A 20523-nucleotide genomic window follows, 5' to 3' on the forward strand; every position below is an offset into this window, starting at 1 on the left:
ACCGTGCGCCGAGGCGCAGATTCCGCGTCGGCGTTGGACGGCTGTTCCCGCCGCGGCCCGGCTGCGCTAGTGACGGGGAAGGAGACGCCCCATGAACACCGCGCGCGCCCCGCAGCCCGCCGCCGCCCCGCGCGAGCCGCAGCCCGCCGCCGGGCTCCCTCCGGCGAACGGCCGAGTCCGGCTCCCGGACTTTACGCTCGGCGGCGCACTCACGGCCGAGCAGCGAGGCTTCCTCGACACCCACGGTTTCATCCGCTTCCGGGGCTTCGCCGGCCGCGACGCGGTGCGCTCGCTCATCGAGGAGGTGGAGGCCATCGATCGCCGGCTCGTCGGGGAGGGGAGGACGCACATCAACGGCGTCCCGCTCATCCTCGGCACGAGGAAGGACGGGTCGCGCTACATCCAGCGCATGGTGTTCGCGTCCCTCTTCGGCGAGCGCCTGCGCGCGTTCCTGCGCGATCCTCGCTTCGGCGCCATCCTCGATGTGGCCGGGCCCGGCTATCGGATCGCCGAGCGGGAGCGCGACGGGCTCGTGATCAACCATTATCGCCGCGAGGAGGGCTCGACGTACCAGCGCCTCGGCTGGCACACCGACAGCCTGCGCGACGTGTTCTATCTCGAGCGGCCGCGCCGCTACCTCAACGTCGGCTTCTATCTCGACGACTCCCCCCTCTCGAAGGGCGGCGTGCGGCTGATCCCCTCGTCGCACCGCCAGGGCCTCTTCGAGATGATCACCCGCAAGGCGTATTTCCTCGACCACAGGCCCGACCCGGACGAGTACGCGCTCGAGGCGGAGGCGGGAGACCTCACGATCCACGACGGCCGGATCTGGCACCGCGTCGCGCAGGCCACGGCCACGGGCGACGCGAGCCAGCGGCGCGTGATGTACCTGCCGCTCATGTGCGGCCCGCTCAAGGAGAAGCACGAGAACAGCCCCACGCCGCTGTATTTCCGGTTGAAGCGGCTCGCGGGGTACTGAGCGCCTCGATGTCGATCGCGATCGAGGAGGCGAAGAGCGCCGCGGATCTCGCCGACATCCTCGATCTGCCGCTGCGCCTCCACGCGGCCGATCCGGGCTACGTGCCGCCCTTCCGCCCGCTCGTCCTCCGGCGGCTCGACCCGAAGAACCCCTTCTTCCGCGAGGCGAGCCTCCGCCTGTTCCGGGCGCGGCGCGGGCGCGAGACGGTCGGGAGCATCTCGCTCCTCGTCGACGGGCGCCACGACCGCCACAGCGGCGAGCGCACGGCGTTCTTCGGCTTCTTCGAGTGCGAGCGCGATCCCGAGGCGGCGCGGGCGCTCTTCGGCGCGGTGAGCGAGCGCGCGCGGGCGCTCGGCGCGACGTCGCTGCGGGGCCCGCGCAACGTGACGCGGGTGGAGGACATCGGGCTGCTCATCGAAGGATACGGCTCCCGGCCGCCGATGCTCGCCGGCCATCACCCGCCGTATTACCGCGAGCTCGTCGAGGCCGAGGGGTTCTCGAAGCGCTACGACATGCTCGCCTACGACACCGCGCTCTTCGACGCCGCTGGGCGCAGCCGGGAGCTCCCCGGGGCGCTGCGCCGGAAGGCCGCGGCGGTGAGCATCCCTGGCCTCGAGGTGCGCCGCGCGGCGGTCCATCGCATCTCGCGCGACATGGAGATCGTCCACGCGGCCTTCACCGAGGCGTACCGCGGCGTGCCGGAGGTCGTCCCCATGTCGCGCGCCGAGTTCGTGAACCTGGGGCGCGCGTTCGCGCTGCTCTCGAACCCGCGCCTCTTGCAGATCGCGACCGTGCGCGGCGAGCCCGCGGCGTTCGCGGTGTGCCTCCCCGACCTGAACGAGGCGCTCGCGGCGGCGCGCGGGCGGCTCCTGCCGCTCGGGTGGGCGCGCGCCGCCTGGGCGCTCCGCCGCGTCCGCACGGCGAGCTTCAAGCTGATCGGCGTGGTGCCGGCGTTCCGGTCGACGGGCCTGTACGCGCTCCTCGTGCAGCACGTGGTGGACGGCCTGCGGGCGGCCGGGTACGACCGGCTCGAGGCCTCGTTGATCCACGAGGACAACGCGCCGATGCGGCACATCGTGGAGTCGGCCGGGTGCTCCGTCTACCGGCGCTACCGCGTCTACGAGGGCCCGCTCTGAGGGAAGAGGTGATATGACGACAGCTGCCCCGCAACGGAAGACGCCGTTCACGCCCTACCAGCGGCGGCTGTTCTGGTTCCTCAGCGTGGCCTCGTTCTTCGAGGGCTACGACTACCTGGCGCTCACGCAGATCTTGCCGAACATCGGCGCGGAGATGGGCCTCGCGGCCCGCCACGAGGGTCTGCTCGTCGGGTTCATCAACGCGGGGACGATGATCGCGTACCTGCTCGTGCGCAAGGCGGACGAGTGGGGCCGGCGGCGGGTGCTCACGATCACGATCCTGGGCTACACGCTCTTCTCCGTGCTCACGGGGTTTGCGCCGAACGTCTATGTCTTCGCCGTCTTCCAGCTCCTCGCGCGCATCTTCCTCCTCGGCGAGTGGGCGGTCAGCATGGTGTACGCGGCCGAGGAGTACCCGAGCGACCGGCGCGGGATGGTGATCGGCGTCATCCAGGCGTTCTCGAGCCTGGGCTCCATCGTGTGCGCCGGGGTGGTGCCGCTGCTCCTCTCGACCTCGTACGGCTGGCGCAGCGTGTATTTCGTGGGCGGGATCCCGCTCCTCGTCATGGCGGTGGCCCGGCGCGGGCTGCGCGAGACGGCGCGGTTCGAGCAGGCGGCCGCCGCGCGGGAGGCGGAGGGCGCGCAGCCGTTCATGCGCATCTGGCGCTCGCCGTACCGCGGGCGGATGCTGCAGCTCGCGCTCATCTGGGGCCTGACGTACGTTTGCACGCAGAACGCGGTGACGTTCTGGAAGACGTTCGCGCTCCGGGAGCGCGGGTTCACCGACGCCGAGGTGGGCGCCAGCATCACCTTCGCCGCGCTGGTGTCGATGCCGCTCATCTTCGTCTCGGGCAAGCTGCTCGACGTGATGGGCCGCCGCGCGGGCGCGGTGATCATCTATCTGCTGGCGGCGGTCGGCGTGCTCGGCGCCTACTCCCTGGGCTCGCGCGCCGGGCTCACGGTCGCGCTGGTCTTCGCCATCTTCGGCGCGAGCGGCGTGCTGCCCGTGCTCAACGCGTACAACGCCGAGCTCTTCCCGACGCACCTCCGGGGCGACGCGCTCGCCTGGTCCAACAACCTGCTCGGCCGGATCGGCTACATCCTCTCTCCGGTCGGCGTGGGCGTCGCCGCAGAGCGGATGGGCTGGGGACCTGCGGTGTCCGCGACGGCGATCTTCCCGGTGATCGCCCTGGCGCTGATCCTGCGGCTCCTGCCCGAGACGCGCGGCAAGGAGCTCGAGGAGACGGCGCGGGTGTAGCCGCGACCGCGGGGGACACCGCTCCGGGAGCGAGGCCGGGTCGGGTCGCCGCCCGCCGCCGGCAACCTGGGTCGACGCTGCTGCGCCCGGGCGATGCGCCGAGCTCACCCGCGCCGACCGAACCACGAGCGGCGCCGGACTTCCTCACAACGACATACATCGTCTCTCGTCATGCTGCCGCGATGGGGAGCTCGCAGGCCCCCGCCGCCTCGTCGGCTGCGCACACGCGAATGAGCTATTGCGCACAAGACGTATTTCATGGCAAACGTGTGGTGTGCCGTAGTGCTGTGGATCACGCGCTCGGTCGCTGTGGGGGACGACCATCGACCCGCTGGCAGCCCAGGGCGTGCCTCGCTGGACCGGCGAACCGGAGGCAGCCGCGATGAGTTCTCTGATTGATGTGTTGGCGCCAGGTCTACGTGCGAATCCGCACCCCTATTATGCCGAGATGCGGCGAACCAGCCCGGTTTGCCAGGTCGATCCCGGCGGCATGTGGGCGGTGACCCGGTACGAGGACGTGCTCTTCGTGATGAAGAACCCGGGGCTCTTCTCCTCCGAGGGCTTCAAGGTGGCGTGGCAGCCTCCCTGGGTTGGCTACAACCCGTTCGCCAACTCGATGCTCGCCATGGACCCGCCGGCGCACACGCGGCTGCGCGGCTTGATCCACCGCGCGTTCGGGGCTGCCACCGTGGCGCGGCTCGAGCCGCGCCTCCGCGCCGTCGCGACGGAGCTCACGAACCGGCTCGTGGAGGAGGCCGATTTCGTCGAGGCCTTCGCGCACCCGCTGCCGGCCTTTGCCATCGGCGAGATCCTCGGCCTCGATCACGCGCTCCACGCCAAGTTCAAGCGCTGGGCCGACGACATCGTGTCGATCACGCCCGAGCTCCCGAGCCCCGAGGACGCCCAGCGCGTGAAGACGACCCTCGCGGAGCTGACCGGGTACCTGATGGAGGTCATCGCGAAGCGGCGCCGCGCGCCGGTCGACGACACGGTGAGCGATCTCGTCCGCGCCGAGCTCGACGGGCAGCGGTTGACGGACGCCGAGATCGTCGAGTTCCTGGTCACCCTCCTGATCGGCGGGCTGGAGACCACGACGCATCTCCTCAGCAATTCGCTGCTGTTCCTCGCGGACCACCCGGACATGATGGAGCGGCTGCACGCCGAGCCCGGCCTGATCTCGCTCTTCGTCGAGGAGATGCTCCGCTACGATGGCCCGGTCCAGACGCTCCCCCGGATCGCCACCGCGGACGTCGTGCTCTCCGGGGTGACCGTGCCGCGCGGCGCGCTGGTGCTCCCGATCATGGCGTCGGCCAACCGGGACGAGGCGCGGTTCAAGGATCCGGATCGGTTCGACCTGCACCGTGGCTCGCAGGGAGGTCTGCATTTCGGGCACGGCGTCCACTTCTGCATCGGCGCGGCGCTGGCCCGCATGGAGGCGCGGGTGGCGCTGGAGGCGGTGATGGCGCGCTTCGAGCGGGTCGAGCGCGTTCCGCACGAGCTCCGCTACAACCGCACGCTGACGGTCCGCGGCCCGATCGCGTTGCCGCTCCGGTTCATCCCCGCCCGGCGGACGGGCCAGCAGGTGAGCTAGAGCCGGCGGGCGGCGCGGGTAGGACGATGACGGGCGACGGCGCTGCTGTGGAACCAGCGTCGCTCGCGCCGCGGGCATCGGGGCACGGCGGTGGGAGCGGCGGGCCGGCCGAGCGGCGATGGGGCGAGATGGGGGGCGTTGAAGTCGGCGATGTGGGCGCCTGATTCGGTTAGAGTGGTCCGATAGGAGGAGCTCTTGATCCACGTGGACGAGCGATGGGTCACCGTCTCCTGGGAGGCCGACATCCAGGCGGTGCTGGTCGAGTGGAAGGGGTTCGCTGACAGCAAGGAGCTGCGTTCGTCGCTCGATGCTGCGATCGATCTCGCCCACAGGAAGAAGGCGACGCGCCGACCCGGGTTGAGCCCGGTGCGCGCAGAGCTCAGCGGTCGGGGGCGCCCGCGCAGATCCAGTCGTTGATCGTCTTGAGCTCGGCCTCGGGCAGCGACGAGCCCGGGGGCATGCTGCTCTCGTCAGGGTCGCACAGGCCGACGTCCTTCAGCTTGTTCATCAGGTAGCTGCTGCTCGGCATGAACGGCACGACGAGCGCCTTCTCGCTGGAGCACGAGCCGGCGTCCTGATTGACCAGCGCGCCGACCGCCGTGCTCTCGCGGAGGTCGAGCCGGCCGGCCGGCGAGGTGGGGTTGCCGTGACAGAACTGGTTGGCGCAGCTCTTCACCAGGATGGGCGCCACATCGGCGAAGGTCGCGGTATCCGGGCCGCACGCCGGATCCAGCGGCGGTGCGCCGCCGGTGCCCGCGGTGGTGGAGCCGCCGCCAGCGCCGCCGTCGCCGCCGGTGCCCGTCGTGGTCGTGGTGGTCGTGCCGCCGCCAGCGCCGCCCTCGCCGCCGCCGCCGGTGCCCGCGGTGGTCGTGGTGGTCGTGCCGCCGCCCTCGCCGCCGGTGCCCGTCGTGGTCGCGGTGGTCGTGCCGCCGCCAGCGCCGCCGTCGCCGCCGGCGCCCGTCGTGGTCGCCGTGGTCGTGCCGCCGCCCTCGCCGCCGGCGCCCACGGTGGTCGTGCCGCCGCCCTCGCCGCCCTCGCCGCCGCTGCCGCCGACCCCTGTGGCGCCGCCCGACCCAACGCTGCTGCTCACGGACGTGCTCGTGGTGACGTCCGGGCCTCCGGTGCCGTCGACCGAGACGAGCGTGGGCCTGCCGGTGCCGGTCCCGCAGAACCCCCACATGGTCGAGGCGCCCGGGTCCAGCCTCCCGTTGTACGACTCGTTGACGGCCCTCAGCTGCCCGTCCGACGGCGTGATGCGCGTGTTCCACGCGTGGTTCAACGTCGAGCCGTTGAGCCCGATGACCATCCCCCAGGAGGTCGCCGCGCTGCTGCCCGTGTTCTTGATCGTCACGCTCGCGCAGTACCCGCTCTTCCAGTCCGACGGCACGGTGATCTCCGCCGTCATCGTGCCATCCGGGCTCACGAGCGCGGAGCCCAACGCGCCGCTGTTCTCATCGCTCTGCGAACCAGCGCTACAGGCAAGCAGGCTGCATGCAAGCGAAGCGGAGATGTAGCCAAGTAAGCGATTCATACGCATTAAGTTCTCCATGTCAGATCGGCAAATTCACGGGGTTCTGCTCAAGATGAATAAGTGAATCAAAGACGCCCCGCGAGCTCCGCCGTTTCCTGGTTTGAGTTCGTGATTCCCTGTCAGCGATCTCTTGATCACGGATGTGCTCGCCGGTTTATCCCCGGTCGCGACGGCATTGTAGTCGTCCGCGCGCATCACGCACAAAGAATCTCTGCCTTTGATGGGGTTCAAACATCAATTGATATCGGAACGGTTCAGGCACGTTCCTTTGCAATTGCAAGCATCGCGCCGGATCGCCCGCGGCCGATACCCGCCCTGTGCCGAGCTCCGGTCAGGCACGCTCTTTTGCATTTGCAAGCATCGCGCCGGCGCGCTCTCTCCGCCGATACCCGCCCTGTGCCGGGCTCCCCAGAAGCCGCCCGCGCACCGCGATCGCCGGGCCGAACCGCGGATGCGGGAGCCGCCCGGCGCGACGGCGTACGCGGCGCGGACGGTCGGGCCGCGGTCGACCGCAGAGGCCGCCAGTCGCGGGCGCCTGCCCGAGGCGACCCGTGGTACAGCAAAAGAACAGCGCTCGTGCGATCGGAGTCGATCGGAGGGCGCGCCGGACAACCATGGACTGGATGACCCACGATCCACCAAGACTGCCAGGGCCGGAGGTCTCATGAAGTACGTAGGTCTCGTACATTTGGTGCCTGAAGCGCTGAGCTCGTCGAGCGACGAGGCGCTGCAGGACGCCTTCGTCGCCGCGGCCGCGCGGCGGCCGCGCGACGGGCTGCCGCATCACCCGCGGACCTGGCTGGTCGGGGCCGGCCGGCTCTCGGCCTTCGGGCGGCGATCGAGAGAGGTGGAGGAGTCATGCTGACGGGCAGCTGCTATTGCGGCCTCGTGCGCTTCGAGGTCGACGATGCGTTCGATTACGCCTTCTACTGTCATTGCTCGAGGTGCCGGCGGCGCACCGGCGCCGCCTGCTCCGCCGTCGGCGGGATCCCGCTCGACAAGGTCAAGATCTCCGCGGGTCGCGAGCACCTCTTGAAGGTCGACGAGTCCGAGGAGGGGTACCGCGGCCTGTGCGATCGATGCTTCTCGCCGCTGTACGACACGGTCCGCGGGAACACGTTCGCTCACGTGCAGCTCGGCGCGCTCTCCGAGGCGCCGGAGCGACGGCCGGATCATCACATCTACGTCGGCTCGAAGGCGGCGTGGCATCCGATCACCGACGGCCTCCCCCAGTTCGAGGAGCTGCCGCCGTAGCGCGGCGGAGCGCGCGAGAGGCCGGCGCGACGCGCGCGGCCGCTCGCGGCGCCGCTACTCGCCGAACGCGAAGTACGTCGCCGAGACCCTCCACGAGCCGCCCTCCGCGATCGTCGAGATCTCCCACGCCAGCGTGTGCCGCCCGGGCACCCGCAGCGCGTCCGCGTCCCACGTGAACGGCGGCGACTCGCTCCCTGGGCACCAGTTCGCCCGCGGCGCCCGAACGCTCTCGATCGCTCCGCACGGGTTCTCCAGGCAGTAATCGAACCCGCCGTCCTCCGGCCCGTGGTGCGCGATCGTGCAGAGCGCCGCGCAGTCGGTCCGCCACGGCCTGATGCGGGCAAGCTCGCTCCCGTCCACGAAGAGGGTGTGTATCCGCCGGCAGAACTCCTCGGCCGGTCCGATGCACCCCGACCCGGACTCGCCGCCGCCGTGGCCGGTGATCCGGTACTCCACGCGCGAGCTCACCGTCCCTTCCGGCACCTCCACGGCGAGCGGCCCCGGCCCGTCCGCGGTCGTCTGCGACCCGTTGAACAGCGGGACCACCGCCAGCACCTTCCTCGGCGCCGGCCCGGGCACCGCCTCGATCACGGCGCTCACGTTCCACCCGCCGTTCGAGCCGCTCACCTGACCGCTCCCGTCGGACCATGTCGGGATCACCACCCTCAGCCGGTGCTGGCCCGCGGGGAGCCCGTTCGCCACGTCCGTGATGTCCACGTCCAGGCGCAGCGGCCCCCCGAACGGCGTGATCGCGCGGACGAGCTCGATGCCCGGCGGATCCGCCGCAGGATCGACGGGATCGTCCAGGGAGAGCTCGAAGTTCCGGTCGAACGCGTCGCAGTCCGCGGGCCAGCTCTGCCCCTCCGGGGGAGGATTGTCCTCCCACGTCTCGAAGGGATAACACGTGCTCTCCAGCTCCACGACGAGCCTCACGCTCGCGAACGGCCCGTCGCGCAGATCGATGTCCGCGTTCGCCTGCTGGAAGTTCGGCTGACTGGCGTCGCTCGTGATCCGGACCTCCTCGAACGCCGCGATCGTGTAGGCCGGCGCGGGAGAGGGCTCCTGCTCCTCGCCGCCCTGGCCGCCGGCCCCGCCGGCGCCGGGCTGCGCTTGCCCGGGCGCGCGCGCCGCGTCGCCGCTGCAGCCGGAGCCCCCCAGGACGAGGGCGAAACCGAGCGCCCCGGCGAGGGCGCGTCGCGTGCAACGTGAACCCGACATGAGATCCTCCGGGTCATGCCTGATGGCGAGAGCCCACGGTAGCCCGGGCGGGGCCCGCCGCGGTAGCCTTCTCCTCCTCATGGCACTCCACGTCGATCACGTCGTCCTGTGGGTCGAGGACCCGCTCCGCGCGCTCGAGTTTTATACCCGGGTGGTCGGCCTCACCAGCGTCCGCGCCGAGGAGTTCCGGGCGGGGCAGGCGCCGTTTCCGAGCGTCCGCCTCTCCGAGACGTCGATCCTCGACCTGATGCCCGTCTCCATCACCGAGTTCGTCCGGAAGGCCACCGGCGAGACGAGGCCGTCCGCTGCCGGCGGGCCCATCAACCACGTCTGCTTTGCGATGGATCGCGACGAGTTCGACGCCCTGGCCGCCCGGCTCAGCGCGGCGCGCGTGGCGATGCACACGGCGAACGACCCGTCGTTCGGCGCGCGCGGCGCCTCCGTGCACTGGTTCTACTTCCAGGATCCGGACGGAAACATGCTCGAAGCGCGTTATTACGCATAGCCGAGCGACCGGGCGCGCGGCGTCACTCCGCGCGGAGGAGCGCCCCGATCTCGTCGAGCACGCGCGGCACCACAGGCAGGCTCGGATCGGTGTACGCCGCTCGCTGCGACGCGCTCGAGAGCGTCGCCTCCTTGAGCGTGTGGCTCATCCCCTCGACGAGGACGAGCTTTGCGTCCGGCCGCGCGCCGGCGAGCCGCTCGGCTTCCTGCACCCCCACCTGGATATCGGCCGTCCCGTGCAGCAGGAGGACCGGCGCCTTCACGGCCGCGAGCTCGACCGCGGGATCGTGCTTCATCCACGAGATGATGTACGGCTGCACGCTCGGGCGAAACAGGCCCAGGAACAGCTCCGTTTGCGGGACATCCTCCACGAGCTCGCCCGCCTCGAGCCGGCCCAGGATCTCGTACGCCTTCGCGCGATCCTCGTCCGGCAGGCCGGCGAGCTGGTCGCGCAGCACCTCGCCGATGGGCCGGCCCGCGCCGGCGATCGAGACGTAGCCGTCGACCTCGATCGCCTGGGCGGCCAGCATGCCGAGCAGCGAGCCCTCGCTGTGGCCGACCACCGTGACCGTCGCGAACCGCCCGTCGTCGCGGAGCGCCTTCACCCACAGGACCGCGTCGTCGGCGCCCATCTCGAAGCGCAGCTCCTGCTCGCTGCGGGGCGCCGCGGAGGCGCTCCCGCCGATGCCGGCCTTGTCGTAGCGGATCGACGCGATTCCCCGGTCCCGGAGGCCCTCCGCGAGGAGCCGGTACGTGTCCGCAGCGACGCCCGCGGCGGCCTGGTTGCCGTCCCGATCGGTCGGCCCGGAGCCGGGGAGGATCACCACCGAGGGGAACGGCCCGCACCCGGCCGGCACCTCGAGCGTGCCCGCCAGCGCGCCGTAGGCGTTCTCGACGGTGAGATCGGCGCTGGTCGCCTCCGGACACGCCGGCGGGTTCGGCGTGTCCTGCCCCGGGGGCGGCTCCGTCTCGTCCGGGAGGGCGCCGTCGCCGCCGGCGGACGACTCGCCCTCTGCGGCGCCGCAGCCCACGCCGAAGGGCGACCCCGCGAGCGCGACCGCACACGAGAGAGCGAACGCGGCGCGGCGCGCCGGGACCAGGTGATTCGAACGCAATGACATGACGATCCTCCGAAGAAGCAGGGGAGATGCCAGCAGCAGGAGAAAGCCGACGCCGCCCGGGCGCACCGGTGCGCCCTCGCGGCAGAGCGAGCGTCGTCGAGCGCGCGCCGCGTGAACCGGGCGGCGCGCCGCGGACCGGATGGAGTCAGCCGAGGTGCGCGAGCGCGACCTTCGAGACGATCTCCGAGACGAGCACGAGGGCGATGAGCCCTGCGATCAGCGGAGCGCCCCGCAGGCCGGAGGCGTTCTTGAAGCCCTGGGTCAGCAGCGTCAGGAACCACGCGAGGCACAGCGCGGCCAGGACGGCAAAGGCGGCCACCGCGGGCGTGAGCGCCGGCCCGCCCGCCGCTGGCGGCGCAGGGGCGAGCAGGCCGAGCACGACCGCCGCGAGCGCGAGCGGCGCGCGCGAGAGCCCGGTCACGCCGAGGAAATCGACGAACCGCACGCGGCACCGCAGGAGCCGCGCGTACGCCCAGAAGAGCAGGGCGGGCAGGGGCCACACGACGACCTGCTCGAGGAGCGCGGTCGTGGTCGGGACGACCTCCGGCGCCATGTGCAGGTCGAGGAAGCCGTCGAAGCGGACGCCGAGGCGCGTGATGGCGACGCTCAGCGCGGCGACCGCGAGCCCTGCCACGGCCGCGACCTCGCCGCCGAAGCGCTCGAACGGGTCCAGCGCCAGCCGCCATCCGGTCCGGGGAGGCCGCGGCGACATCGTCGCCAGGAGCCGCTCGCCTTCCGCGGGCTCGATCACGTGGTCGCGCACGAGCGCGCGCACCCTCTCGTCGGGCGTGATCCTCATCAGAGTCCCACCTTTCTCAGCGCCTCCTCCGCCTCCTTCGCGGAGAGGCGCCCGTGCTCGAGCGCATCCAGGATCTCGTGCCGGCGCTTCTGAACGCCCTGCTCCAGCGCTTCCAGCCGGCCGATGATCTCGTCGAGCCGGTTGCGCACCGTCGGGTAGCTGATCTGAAGGAGCTGCGACATCGCCTTCAGGCTCCCCGACGAGCGCACGAAGGCGGTCACGAAGGCGAGATCGTCCGGCGACAGCTGGAGCAGCGCCGGGATCTCGAACTGGCCGTCCAGGTTGGTTCCGCACGCCTGGCAGCCGAGCCGCGTCGCGCGCAGCTCGCCGTCACAGCTCGGGCATCGAACGACAAATTTTGCCACAGGACGAAGCTAATATGTCCCGTGGATCAACGACGTCAACATCTGGTTTAACAAAATTGATTCGTGAATCAATTTTGTTGTGAGACCCAGCCGAGCTCACGATGCGCTCGGCGCCGCCCGCGCGGGGCCCGAGCGGCGCCGTTCGCGACGGCTCAGCGCCGCGCGCGCCGCCGCGCGAACGCGAGCGCGACGGCGAGCCCGGCGAGGGCCAGCGTCGTGGGGGCCGCGGGCGAGCCGGCGGCGCGGAAGCTGCAGCCGCCCTCGTCGCCCTCCTCGTCGGCGCCCTCGTCCGCGCCGCCGGTCCCCGCGCCGGTGCCGGTGGTGCCGGCGCCGGAGGTCGCGGCCGAGGACGTCGATGTGACCGAGCCGCTCGTCGTGGTCCCGCCGCCCGCGCCCCCGCTGCCGCTCGTCGCCCCGCCCGCGCCGCCCGCGCCGCCGGTGTTGTCGCCCCCGCCGGTACCTCCGCCGCCCGCGCCCCCGGCGCCGCCTTCCCCGGAGGAGGGGAGCGCGGGACGCACGTCCTCGAGGGTGTCCCCCTCCACGGCGTCATCGAGGATGAGGATGGGGCTGTCCGTGAACTCGGACGGGTTGCGCAGCAGGCCGAGCTGCGTGAAGTGCGGGTTGCCGTCGGCGAGGGTCTGCGCCTGGCCGGCGGTGACGACCTGCTCGCCGTCGAACCACACGTCCACGGAGCCCTGGCTCGGGTTCGTCGACCACTTGATGTGCAGCGCGATGCGGTGCCACACGCCGGGCGTCACCGCGCCGTTCGCCTGCCAGTGCACCTTGTTCGCGGGCTTGCGGGTGGCGAAGCTGATGTTCTGTCCCACGACCTCGAAGGACATCATCTGATTGTAGCTCCCGTCGGACTCCCAGTATCCGATCTGCGTCGGCGGGTCCGCCGCGAGCGCCTCGGGGAGGTAGAAGCTCCAGGCGAAATACGTCTGGGCGCCCTCGGCCGTGCGCCCGGCGGCCGGCTTGTGGTTCAGCTCGACCCGCTTGATGCCGTTGGACCAGCGGGCGTCGTTGGTGAGCTGGATCTGCCCGGCCCGCGTCCCCTGCAGGACAGGCGACGTCACCACCGAGATGTGCTCGCCGTTGAGCGAGGTATTCCACTGGGACAGGTCGCCCGTCTCGAAGTCTCCGGTCCAGACCGGCGCCGCCGAGGCGCCCGTCGCGACGGTCGCGACAAGGGCGGCGGCGGGCAAGGCGGAAAGCAGGAATCGCGACCGCCGCCCGAGCAGCGCTCGGCAGCGGAGAAAAAGGCTACGATGTGCGGTAAGGTGGGTTCTGGAAGTCATGGGCTGGATTCCATGCTGTTTCCAGCCCGCCGTCAACCGCGAAGCAGGCATCGAACACGGCCCGTGCGCACCTCGCTTCAGCCCTCATGTCACGAGGGCCCGCCTCGCGCGCGCTGCGCCTCAGGCAGAGATTTCGATCCACAGCGCCTGCGTCTCTCGCGACGGCAGGTGGATCAGGCGCTCTCCGGTGTTGAGGGCGTTGCCGGGGCAGGTCCAGGGCTCGAGACACACGAAGTCCTTGCCTTGCAAGGTCCACACGACCCAGTGGGTGAACTCGGGCGAGCCGCGGACGGCGATGCGCGCGGCCCGGGGGCCCTCGATCGAGAGCGTGCTCTCGGTGGAGCCGTGGTCGAGCAGGTGGAGGTCGACCTCGGGCCGGGTCAGGTCGAAGCCGGAGAAGGGCACCTCCTGCTTCGTGGTGTTGTCGAACGCGCGCGTCGCCCGCGTCTCGATCGAGGCCCGGGGCTTGTCGGCCTGGGAGACGGCGAAGTAGGGGTGGAACCCGAACCCGAAGGGCATCGGCGGCGCGCCCTCGCCGGTCTCGTTGGTCACGCGGATGTCGATCCGGAGCGATCTGCCGCGCAGCGTGTAGGTGAGCTCGGCGCGGAAGTCCCAGGGGTACTGCGCGCGCGTCGCCTCGCTCGAGCGCAGGGCGAGCCGCGCGTGGGCGCCGTCGGGCGCGGCGGCGCCGCGATCGTCGAGCGACCAGGGCAGGGCGCGAGCGAAGCCGTGCTGCCGCATCTGGCCCTGCGCGCCCGAGGACGACCAGGCGTCGCCGGCGAGCTTGCCCGGGGAAGGGAAGAGCACGGGGTTGCCGCCGCGCACGTTGGCGCTGCGATCCTCGAAGGTGGCGCGATCGAGGTAGAGCAGCTCGCGCCCGCCGAGGGTCAGCTCGGTCAGGATCCCGCCGCGGGCCGGGGCGAGCACGGCGCGGCTCGAGGCGCCGCCGTCGACGAGCTCCACCGCGGGGATCGCACCTTCGATCTGCTTCACGCTGAACATGACGCCTCCGTTCTCTCCATCACCTGCGCAGCCACTCGAGCAACCCGACGAGCAGCGCGAGCGCCGCGATCGGCAGCGCGATCCACCCGAGGACCATCGCCCAGCCCCGGCGGAGCGAGCGGCCGCCGCGATCCTCGCACGCGAGGCAGATCGCCCAGACCCGCGCGCCGCCCTCGGTGAGCACGCAGCAGTCGCCGCACACGGGCGCACGGCAGCGCGCGCACGGCCCCGCCGCCTCGGCGCCGCAGCGCCCGCAGCGCGCGACGGGCCCGCCGCCGCCGTCGTGGAAGATCAGGCCGCCGGACATGGGGCCGCTACCCGGCGGCGAGCGAGCGCTCGCCGAGCGACCGCGAGCACGGGCAGCGGATGGACTCGTCGACGGGCACGGGCGCCTCCTCCGCGGCGATTCTGCAAGCTTTGCGAGCCCGAGACAACAGAGCGCGCGGCGTTCTCCGCACGACGGCGCGTCGCCAGCGTAAGCCGACGCAGGCCGAGCGCGTCCGCCGTCGAGCCGCCTCCGGCTGCAGCCTTCCGGGAAGCTGGTAAAATCGCGCCGAGGAGGAGAAGGCCCGCGCGGCGGAGGAGCGAGCGCAGGCGCTCGCGGCTTACGAGAAGCGCTTCGGACCGCTCACCTGAAGCCCGCGCACGCGGGACGGCCATCCCTTAGCGCAAGCCGGGGAGCGGCAGGCCCGGCAGCGAGTTCCCGATCACCGTGACGAGCTGCTCCTGCGTGAGCGTCCCCGCCAGGCGGAACGGCAGGTCCACGTTGAGCGTCTCCCCGCCGATCGCGACGGTGCCGTTCACCTGGTACGGGACACCCCGACCCTGCGCCGCGAGCGCGGCGATGCTGGTGAGATCCTGCCATTTCACCGAGAGCGGCGCGTCGATCCGCGTCCACTGCTTCGACCGCAGCTTGAGCGGCGTGGGCACGGTGACCGTGCCGACGTCGATCTTGCCGTCGAGCAGCACGGTCGCCTTCAGCGAGCGCGTCGAGAGATCGACGCTGTTCGGGTTGTACGCCTGGATCTGGACCCGCAGATCGATGCCCTGAGCGGTGACGGCGGTCACCGCGGCGACCTCGGGCTTGAGCGTCGGCGGCTCGGGGCGCGAGCACGCGACCAGGGAGAGGGCGGCAGCGAGGAGCAGCGAGCGCACGGCGGAGATGTGGCGCGGATCTCGTTGGCGCTCAACGGAAATCGGGCCCGCGCGGCGGAGCACGGCGGAGCAGCCCCGCCGCGCGGGCCCGCGCTTCCGTCCGCGCGGAGACCCTCGCGATCTGCTATGCCCGGCGGATGGGCATCCTCCCGCTCGCCGAGCGCCTCGCCAAGAAGGCGCTGAACCGCTCCGGGGTGCAGAGCCGCTGGGTCGACACGTCGGTCTGCCGCCTGCACCTCTACGATGCGCCCGGCACCGGCTCGCTCCCGACCGTGGTCCTGCTCCACGGCATCGGCTCGTCGGCGCTCCCGTACGCGCCCGTGCTCCAGCGGCTGCGGCGGCACGCCCGCCGCGTCGTCGCCGCGGAGGCGCCGGGGCACGGGTGGAGCGCGGCGCCGGCGTCGGCGTTCACGCCGGAGTGCCTCACCACCGCCATGAACGAGCTGCTCGACCGCGAGCTCGACGCGCCGGCCATCGTCGTCGGCAACTCCCTCGGCGGCGCGGTCGCGGTGAGCTACGCGCTGAGCTCGCCGGACCGCGTGCGCGCGCTGGTGCTCGCGTCGCCGGCCGGCGCGTGCATGGAGCAGGCCGAGCTCGCGGCGCTGCTCGGCGCCTTCAAGCTGCGGTCGCGGGCCGACGCGCACGCGTTCTTCGCGCGGCTCTACCACCGCGTCCCGTGGTTCGCCCCGCTGGTCGCCGGCGACATCGTGCGGATGTTCGCGCGCGAGACCATCGTCTCCTTCACGAGCTCGGCCCGGTGCGAGCACGCGTTCACGCCCGAGCAGCTGCGGTCCCTGTCGATGCCGATCCTGCTCATCTGGGGCCGCTCGGACCGCCTCATGCCGGGCGGCAACCTCGAGTACTACCGGCGGCACCTCCCGCCGCACGCGGAGATCGAGGAGCCCGAAGGCGTCGGCCACTGCCCGCACGTCGACGATCCGCGCCGGTTCGCCGAGCGGATCGCCGCGTTCGCGCGGGAGGTGATCTCGAGGGGCGCGGGAGCGCCGGCGGCCGCGTCACCGCCGCCGACCGCGTCAGGCGCCCCCGGGGAGCGCGCCGCGACGCTCGAGCAGGGCACGGGTCAGGCCGCGTCGTAGCGGGGTGAGCCGCCCGGACGGCGCGTCGCGCTCATTCCGGCGCCGCCGCTCGCTCCGACGCGGGCGGCGGCGGTGACGCGGGCGGCGGCGGTGACGCGGGCGGCGGCGGTGACGCGGCCGCCGGCCCGCGCTCGCCCTCCGAGAAGTCGAGGTCGATCCCCACGATCTTCATGAGCCGCAGCGCGTTCGCGCTCGTCACGACGCCGGCCTTCAGCTTGTAGTCGAAGGTCATCCGGTCATCGACCACGAGCTCCTCGAAGTGCATGTTGCGCACGCGGCCCGAGGTCTCCTGCTCCAGCACGGAGAGCCCCATGTCGTGGGACGACACCGCGCCGATGGCCCCCCGCTCGACCAGGTGCCTCACCACCGCCCTGGCCCCGATCTGGCGCTCCCGCGCGTTCGTGCCGTGGAGGATCTCGTCGAGCAGGAACAGCACCGGCTCGCCGCGGCCCACGCCGTCGACGACGCGCTTCAGGCGGGTCAGCTCGGCGTAGAAGTGCGAGACGCCCTGCTCGAGCGAGTCCTTGATCCGCATGCTCGTCCGGACGCGGACCGGCGACAGCGACAGCGACGACGCGCACACCGGCGCGCCCGCGAGGGCGAGCGCGGCGTTCACCCCGATGGCGCGCAGCAGCGTGCTCTTGCCCGACATGTTCGAGCCCGTCACGAGCAGCGCGGCGCCCGCGCCCTCCAGCGAGACGTCGTTCGTCACCCGGCGGTCGCGCGGCAAGAGCGGGTGGCCGAGCCCCGTCGCCGCGAAGCGCGGCTCCCCGACGCTCACCTCGGGGTAGGCGTAGTCGGGGTTCTCGTGCGCGAACGTCGCGAGGCTCGCGAGCGCCTCGACGTGCCCGAGCGTCCGCATCCACGCTTTCACGTGCCGGCCCGCGCGCAGCTTCCACCGCTCCAGGGCGAGCGCGCACCACACGTCCCAGAGCAGGAAGAGATCGGCGATGAGGTGGATGAGCCCGCTGTGGCGCAGATCCGAGTAGCCCACCCGGGTCTCGAGCGCCGTCATCTCGCGCGAGGCGAGCGCGCCGGAGGGGCCGGCGAGCTCGGCCTTGAGCTCGCTCAGCAGCGCCGACGAGAACGCCTGCTGCTCGATGCGCGCGAGGAGCGGCCGGTACCGCGCGAACGGCGCCTCGCGCGACGAGGCGGCGGCGAGGATCGGCTCGATCGCGGGCCGCAGGAGGAGCAGCACGAGCAGCTGGGCCCCGAACGGCAGGAGCCAGGCGTGACGGAGCAGCCCGAGCTGCTCCGCCGGGACGACCTGCGGCGCGGCGAGCAGCGCGAGCGTCAGCGGCACGAGCACCTTCGCCGCGGTCAAGAGCGCGCTCGCCGGCAGGCCGCCGGCGCGCGCCTCGGCGCCGAGCAGCGCCGGGGGCGCCTCGGCCCACGCGATGAGCGGCCCGGCCTCGCGGCCGCGCGCCCCCGCCTGCATGCCCACCACGGCGAGATCCTCCCGGAACGCGCCGAGGCCGGCGAGCTCGCGCACCGCCTCCTGCCGCGCCGCCACGGCGGGCGCCGGGGCGGGCTCGGTGAGCCAGGCCGCGAGCGTGGCCTCGCCCTCGCCCGTCTGGGCCACGTCGAGCAGCTGGAACAGCGACGCCTGCCCGAACACGTCGAGATCGCCCGCGTAGTCGTGGTCGGGCGCGGCGAAGCGCTCGCCCCGCTCGGGGAAGTCGGCGAAGTCGCCGGCGACGCGCCGCTTGCCGCGCACGTAGAGGCCGATGCGCTGCTCGACCTCCGTCATCCGGGTGACGAGGCGCGCGTGCGCCACGAGCAGCCCGAGGAACACCGCGGTCACCGCGCCGGCGGCGTACGCGACCCACCGCGGCACGTCGCCGAAGAGCGCGTACCCCCCGGCCACGGCCGCGGCCACGAACGAGACGCCGCGCAGGAGCGAGAACGTCCTCGACCGACGCTCGAGCGCGCCGGCCTCGGCGCGCAGGACGGCCAGGCGATCGTCGTAGGCGGACAGGACGCGCTGCGCGACGGCGTCGGGGGGCGGCTGCGCGGCGGCGTTGGGGGGCGGCTCCACGGGGCGCTGTTCATAGGCCAGCGCGGGCCGTGCATCCAGCGGCAGCGGAGGCCCTTCGGGCGAAGGCCACGAAAGCTTTGAAGCGTCCTGGCTGGCTGCTCGTACTACAATGGCGCCATGGACCAGAACCTGCTGGAGCGCCTCAAGGCGTACACCGTCGTGGTCGCCGACACCGGCGACATCAACTCGATCGAGAAATTCCGCCCGCAAGACGCGACGACGAACCCGTCGCTCATCACCGCGGCCGCCCAGATGCCCGAGTACACCGACATCGTGAGCGGCGCGCTCGCGTGGGCCCAGAAGGAGGCGGGCCAGAGCAAGGAGCCGGGCGACGCCGTGAGCCTCGCGTTCGACCGGCTCGCCGTCGATTTCGGCTTGCGCATCCTGAAGATCATCCCCGGCCGCGTCTCGACCGAGGTCGACGCCCGCCTCTCCTACGACACCCAGGCGACCATCGAGAAGGGCCGGCGCATCATCCGCCTCTACGAGGAGGCCGGCGTCTCGCGCGAGCGCGTGCTCATCAAGATCGCCTCGACGTGGGAGGGCATCCGGGCGGCGGAGGTCCTCGAGAAGGAGGGCATCCACTGCAACCTCACGCTGCTCTTCGGGCTGCACCAGGCGATCGCGTGCGCCGAGGCGGGCGTGACGCTCATCTCGCCGTTCGTCGGCCGCATCCTCGACTGGTACCTGAAGGACACGGGCCGCGCCAGCTACGCGCCCGCCGAGGACCCGGGCGTCGTCTCGGTCACGAAGATCTACAACTACTACAAGAAGCACGGCTACAAGACCGAGGTGATGGGCGCGAGCTTCCGCAACATCGACGAGATCAAGGAGCTCGCCGGCTGCGATCTCCTGACGATCTCGCCGAAGCTGCTCGCCGAGCTCGCCGCCGCGCGCGGCGAGCTGCCGAGGAAGCTCGACCCGGACGCGGCGCGCGCCATGCACATCGAGAAGATCACGATGGATGAGGCGACGTTCCGCGCGATGCACGGCGCCGACCGGATGGCGAGCGACAAGCTCAGCGAGGGGATCGACGGCTTCGCGAAGGCGCTCGCCCAGCTCGAGGTCCTGCTCCGCGAGCGCCTGCAGAAGGTGGCGGCCTCCTAGCGCCGGCGGCGCGGGCGCGGCCCGCGGGGCAGAACGCCGGGGAAAAACGCCTCGGCGCCCCGCGCGCCGCGACGCCGGCCCGCGCGCCCGATGGCCGGAGGCGCAGGGCGAAGCCGGAGGGCCGGCTTGCGTGTGGGCCTTCCCGTCTTCTAGGATTCGTCGCGCTGGATGGCACGCGGATCGCATTCAACCAACTCGATCAACTCGACCAGCGCGACCAGCCGCGGTGTGGCGGGTCGAATGCGATCCTCCGGGGAGGCTCTCCGTGGAGCCGCCCCCTCCGTCATGGCAGCGAGGAGGCGACGTTGAAGCTCACGTCACAGGAGTACTGGGAGAACCATTGGAAGCTCAACGCCGCCGCCGAGGACATGGGCGGCGGGTGCGAGCTCTACGACGACATCGCTCCCTTCCTGCCGCGCGGAGAGGGTTTGTCGTTCCTCGAGATCGGGTGTGCGCCGGGCCGCATCCTCGCCGACTTCAGCGGGCGCCTCGGCTACACCGCCCACGGCCTCGACTTCGCCTGCGACCCGGCGGTCGTCGAGCAGGAGCTCACGAAGCGCGGCGTCAAGGTCGGCAAGATCGAGAAGGGGGACTTCTTCTCCTGGAAGCCCGAGGAAAAATTCGATATTGTAGCTTCCTTCGGGTTCATCGAGCACTTCGATGACGCGGGGTCGGTGGTGGATCGGCACTTCGAGCTGGTGAAGCCGGGAGGCACCGTGGTCGTGGCCATGCCGAACTTTGCCGGCGGGCAGAAGGCGCTCCACTGGCTGTTCGACCGCAAGAACCTGAACGGCCACAACACCCGCATCATGAACCTGCCGTTCCTCGAGGCCGCCGCCCGCCGCAACGGCGCCGAGATCGTCCAGGCCCGTTACACGGGCGGCCACTTCGATTTCTGGCTGGACGACGAGGCGCCGCTCTTGGCGCGGCGTGTCGTCTGGAAGCTCGTCGGGCCGATCCGGGCGATCGCCAGCCGGGTGGTCCCTGGCGAGACGAACCCCTGGTTTTCCCCCTACCTGTTCGCCATCTACAGGGCGCCCACGCAGACGGGGGGTACGCCTGACGCTTGA

General features: G+C 71.9%; 21 protein-coding genes. 11 read left to right on the top strand and 10 right to left on the bottom strand.

What is annotated here, in order from left to right; translation table 11 throughout:
- Positions 1–91: 91 nt before the first annotated feature.
- The 5 genes from WMF33_RS09460 to WMF33_RS09480 all read left to right on the top strand — a co-directional run bounded on the left by WMF33_RS09460 (position 92) and on the right by WMF33_RS09480 (position 5381).
- Complete coding sequence (locus WMF33_RS09460; protein ID WP_437336843.1) at positions 92–979, top strand: phytanoyl-CoA dioxygenase family protein; 888 nt, start codon at positions 92–94, stop codon at positions 977–979.
- An 8-nt stretch (positions 980–987) separates the two neighbouring features.
- On the top strand, positions 988–2115 hold the full coding sequence (locus WMF33_RS09465; protein ID WP_437336844.1) for a hypothetical protein: 1128 nt from the start codon (positions 988–990) through the stop codon (positions 2113–2115).
- A gap of 13 nt (positions 2116–2128) precedes the next feature.
- On the top strand, positions 2129–3373 hold the full coding sequence (locus tag WMF33_RS09470) for an MFS transporter (RefSeq protein ID WP_437336845.1): 1245 nt from the start codon (positions 2129–2131) through the stop codon (positions 3371–3373).
- Positions 3374–3821: 448 nt separating this feature from the next.
- Entirely contained in the window at positions 3822–4964 is a 1143-nt protein-coding gene (locus WMF33_RS09475) for a cytochrome P450 (RefSeq protein WP_437336846.1), read from the top strand.
- Between the two features lie 195 nt (positions 4965–5159).
- On the top strand, positions 5160–5381 hold the full coding sequence (locus WMF33_RS09480; protein WP_437336847.1) for a hypothetical protein: 222 nt from the start codon (positions 5160–5162) through the stop codon (positions 5379–5381).
- Here the strand turns inward: WMF33_RS09480 and WMF33_RS09485 are convergent.
- Positions 5344–6369: a cellulose binding domain-containing protein gene (locus WMF33_RS09485; protein WP_437336848.1), complete on the bottom strand. Its 1026-nt coding sequence runs from the start codon at positions 6367–6369 to the stop codon at positions 5344–5346. The two genes, WMF33_RS09480 and WMF33_RS09485, sit on opposite strands and share 38 nt — an antisense overlap.
- An 817-nt stretch (positions 6370–7186) precedes the next feature.
- Here WMF33_RS09485 and WMF33_RS09490 point away from each other — a divergent pair.
- The gene (locus WMF33_RS09490) at positions 7187–7360 is read left to right on the top strand and encodes a hypothetical protein (RefSeq protein WP_437336849.1); all 174 of its coding nucleotides are present in this window, start codon (positions 7187–7189) and stop codon (positions 7358–7360) included.
- Entirely contained in the window at positions 7354–7749 is a 396-nt protein-coding gene (locus WMF33_RS09495; RefSeq protein ID WP_437336850.1) for a GFA family protein, read from the top strand. Before WMF33_RS09490 ends, WMF33_RS09495 begins: the two co-directional genes overlap by 7 nt.
- Positions 7750–7803: 54 nt before the next feature.
- On the opposite strand, the gene WMF33_RS09500 is transcribed toward WMF33_RS09495, so the two are convergent.
- A complete protein-coding gene (locus WMF33_RS09500; RefSeq protein WP_437336851.1) occupies positions 7804–8967 on the bottom strand; it encodes a peptide-N-glycosidase F-related protein in 1164 nt (387 codons plus the stop codon).
- Positions 8968–9046: 79 nt separating this feature from the next.
- Here WMF33_RS09500 and WMF33_RS09505 point away from each other — a divergent pair, with 79 nt between their 5' ends.
- A complete protein-coding gene (locus WMF33_RS09505; protein ID WP_437336852.1) occupies positions 9047–9472 on the top strand; it encodes a VOC family protein in 426 nt (141 codons plus the stop codon).
- Between the two features lie 22 nt (positions 9473–9494).
- Here WMF33_RS09505 and WMF33_RS09510 read toward each other — a convergent pair whose 3' ends face one another.
- From WMF33_RS09510 to WMF33_RS09540, 7 genes are all read right to left on the bottom strand, one after another.
- A complete protein-coding gene (locus tag WMF33_RS09510; RefSeq protein ID WP_437336853.1) occupies positions 9495–10592 on the bottom strand; it encodes an alpha/beta hydrolase in 1098 nt (365 codons plus the stop codon).
- Positions 10593–10737: 145 nt separating this feature from the next.
- The gene (locus tag WMF33_RS09515; protein WP_437336854.1) at positions 10738–11391 is read right to left on the bottom strand and encodes a YIP1 family protein; all 654 of its coding nucleotides are present in this window, start codon (positions 11389–11391) and stop codon (positions 10738–10740) included.
- Positions 11391–11756: a DUF2089 domain-containing protein gene (locus WMF33_RS09520; RefSeq protein ID WP_061621987.1), complete on the bottom strand. Its 366-nt coding sequence runs from the start codon at positions 11754–11756 to the stop codon at positions 11391–11393. The genes WMF33_RS09515 and WMF33_RS09520 overlap by 1 nt, the downstream gene beginning before the upstream one ends.
- A gap of 152 nt (positions 11757–11908) precedes the next feature.
- Positions 11909–12961, bottom strand: a complete 1053-nt coding sequence (locus tag WMF33_RS09525) for a polysaccharide lyase (RefSeq protein ID WP_437336855.1) — start codon at positions 12959–12961, stop codon at positions 11909–11911.
- A gap of 213 nt (positions 12962–13174) precedes the next feature.
- Entirely contained in the window at positions 13175–14056 is an 882-nt protein-coding gene (locus tag WMF33_RS09530; protein ID WP_437336856.1) for a galactose mutarotase, read from the bottom strand.
- A 19-nt stretch (positions 14057–14075) separates the two neighbouring features.
- Complete coding sequence (locus WMF33_RS09535) at positions 14076–14363, bottom strand: hypothetical protein (RefSeq protein ID WP_020733898.1); 288 nt, start codon at positions 14361–14363, stop codon at positions 14076–14078.
- A gap of 356 nt (positions 14364–14719) precedes the next feature.
- Positions 14720–15211 carry an LEA type 2 family protein gene (locus WMF33_RS09540; RefSeq protein WP_437336857.1) on the bottom strand — a complete coding sequence of 164 codons (492 nt, stop codon included), beginning with the start codon at positions 15209–15211 and terminating at the stop codon, positions 14720–14722.
- A gap of 137 nt (positions 15212–15348) precedes the next feature.
- Here WMF33_RS09540 and WMF33_RS09545 point away from each other — a divergent pair, with 137 nt between their 5' ends.
- Positions 15349–16308, top strand: coding sequence for an alpha/beta fold hydrolase (locus WMF33_RS09545; protein WP_437336858.1), 960 nt, complete (start codon positions 15349–15351; stop codon positions 16306–16308).
- A gap of 31 nt (positions 16309–16339) precedes the next feature.
- On the opposite strand, the gene WMF33_RS09550 is transcribed toward WMF33_RS09545, so the two are convergent.
- Entirely contained in the window at positions 16340–18346 is a 2007-nt protein-coding gene (locus WMF33_RS09550) for a MutS-related protein (RefSeq protein ID WP_437336859.1), read from the bottom strand.
- Between the two features lie 117 nt (positions 18347–18463).
- On the opposite strand from WMF33_RS09550, the gene WMF33_RS09555 reads away from it, so the two are divergent.
- Both WMF33_RS09555 and WMF33_RS09560 read left to right on the top strand, forming a co-directional pair.
- Entirely contained in the window at positions 18464–19453 is a 990-nt protein-coding gene (locus WMF33_RS09555; protein WP_061628549.1) for a transaldolase, read from the top strand.
- A 305-nt stretch (positions 19454–19758) separates the two neighbouring features.
- A complete protein-coding gene (locus tag WMF33_RS09560) occupies positions 19759–20523 on the top strand; it encodes a class I SAM-dependent methyltransferase (RefSeq protein ID WP_437336860.1) in 765 nt (254 codons plus the stop codon).

Source organism: Sorangium sp. So ce394, from assembly GCF_051474665.1.
Lineage (GTDB): Bacteria > Myxococcota_A > Polyangia > Polyangiales > Polyangiaceae > Sorangium > Sorangium cellulosum_D.

Excerpts from the sequence above, each read along its gene's own strand:
- WMF33_RS09515 (WP_437336854.1), bottom strand. The coding sequence starts at position 11,391 with ATGAGGATCACGCCCGACGAGAGGGTGCGCGCGCTCGTGCGCGACCAC.
- WMF33_RS09460 (WP_437336843.1), top strand. The coding sequence starts at position 92 with ATGAACACCGCGCGCGCCCCGCAGCCCGCCGCCGCCCCGCGCGAGCCG.
- WMF33_RS09475 (WP_437336846.1), top strand. The coding sequence starts at position 3,822 with ATGCGGCGAACCAGCCCGGTTTGCCAGGTCGATCCCGGCGGCATGTGG.
- WMF33_RS09530 (WP_437336856.1), bottom strand. The coding sequence starts at position 14,056 with ATGTTCAGCGTGAAGCAGATCGAAGGTGCGATCCCCGCGGTGGAGCTC.
- WMF33_RS09465 (WP_437336844.1), top strand. The coding sequence starts at position 988 with ATGTCGATCGCGATCGAGGAGGCGAAGAGCGCCGCGGATCTCGCCGAC.
- WMF33_RS09545 (WP_437336858.1), top strand. The coding sequence starts at position 15,349 with ATGGGCATCCTCCCGCTCGCCGAGCGCCTCGCCAAGAAGGCGCTGAAC.
- WMF33_RS09485 (WP_437336848.1), bottom strand. The coding sequence starts at position 6,369 with ATGACGGCGGAGATCACCGTGCCGTCGGACTGGAAGAGCGGGTACTGC.
- WMF33_RS09510 (WP_437336853.1), bottom strand. The coding sequence starts at position 10,592 with ATGTCATTGCGTTCGAATCACCTGGTCCCGGCGCGCCGCGCCGCGTTC.
- WMF33_RS09500 (WP_437336851.1), bottom strand. The coding sequence starts at position 8,967 with ATGTCGGGTTCACGTTGCACGCGACGCGCCCTCGCCGGGGCGCTCGGT.
- WMF33_RS09495 (WP_437336850.1), top strand. The coding sequence starts at position 7,354 with ATGCTGACGGGCAGCTGCTATTGCGGCCTCGTGCGCTTCGAGGTCGAC.
- WMF33_RS09470 (WP_437336845.1), top strand. The coding sequence starts at position 2,129 with ATGACGACAGCTGCCCCGCAACGGAAGACGCCGTTCACGCCCTACCAG.
- WMF33_RS09505 (WP_437336852.1), top strand. The coding sequence starts at position 9,047 with ATGGCACTCCACGTCGATCACGTCGTCCTGTGGGTCGAGGACCCGCTC.
- WMF33_RS09535 (WP_020733898.1), bottom strand. The coding sequence starts at position 14,363 with ATGTCCGGCGGCCTGATCTTCCACGACGGCGGCGGCGGGCCCGTCGCG.
- WMF33_RS09555 (WP_061628549.1), top strand. The coding sequence starts at position 18,464 with ATGGACCAGAACCTGCTGGAGCGCCTCAAGGCGTACACCGTCGTGGTC.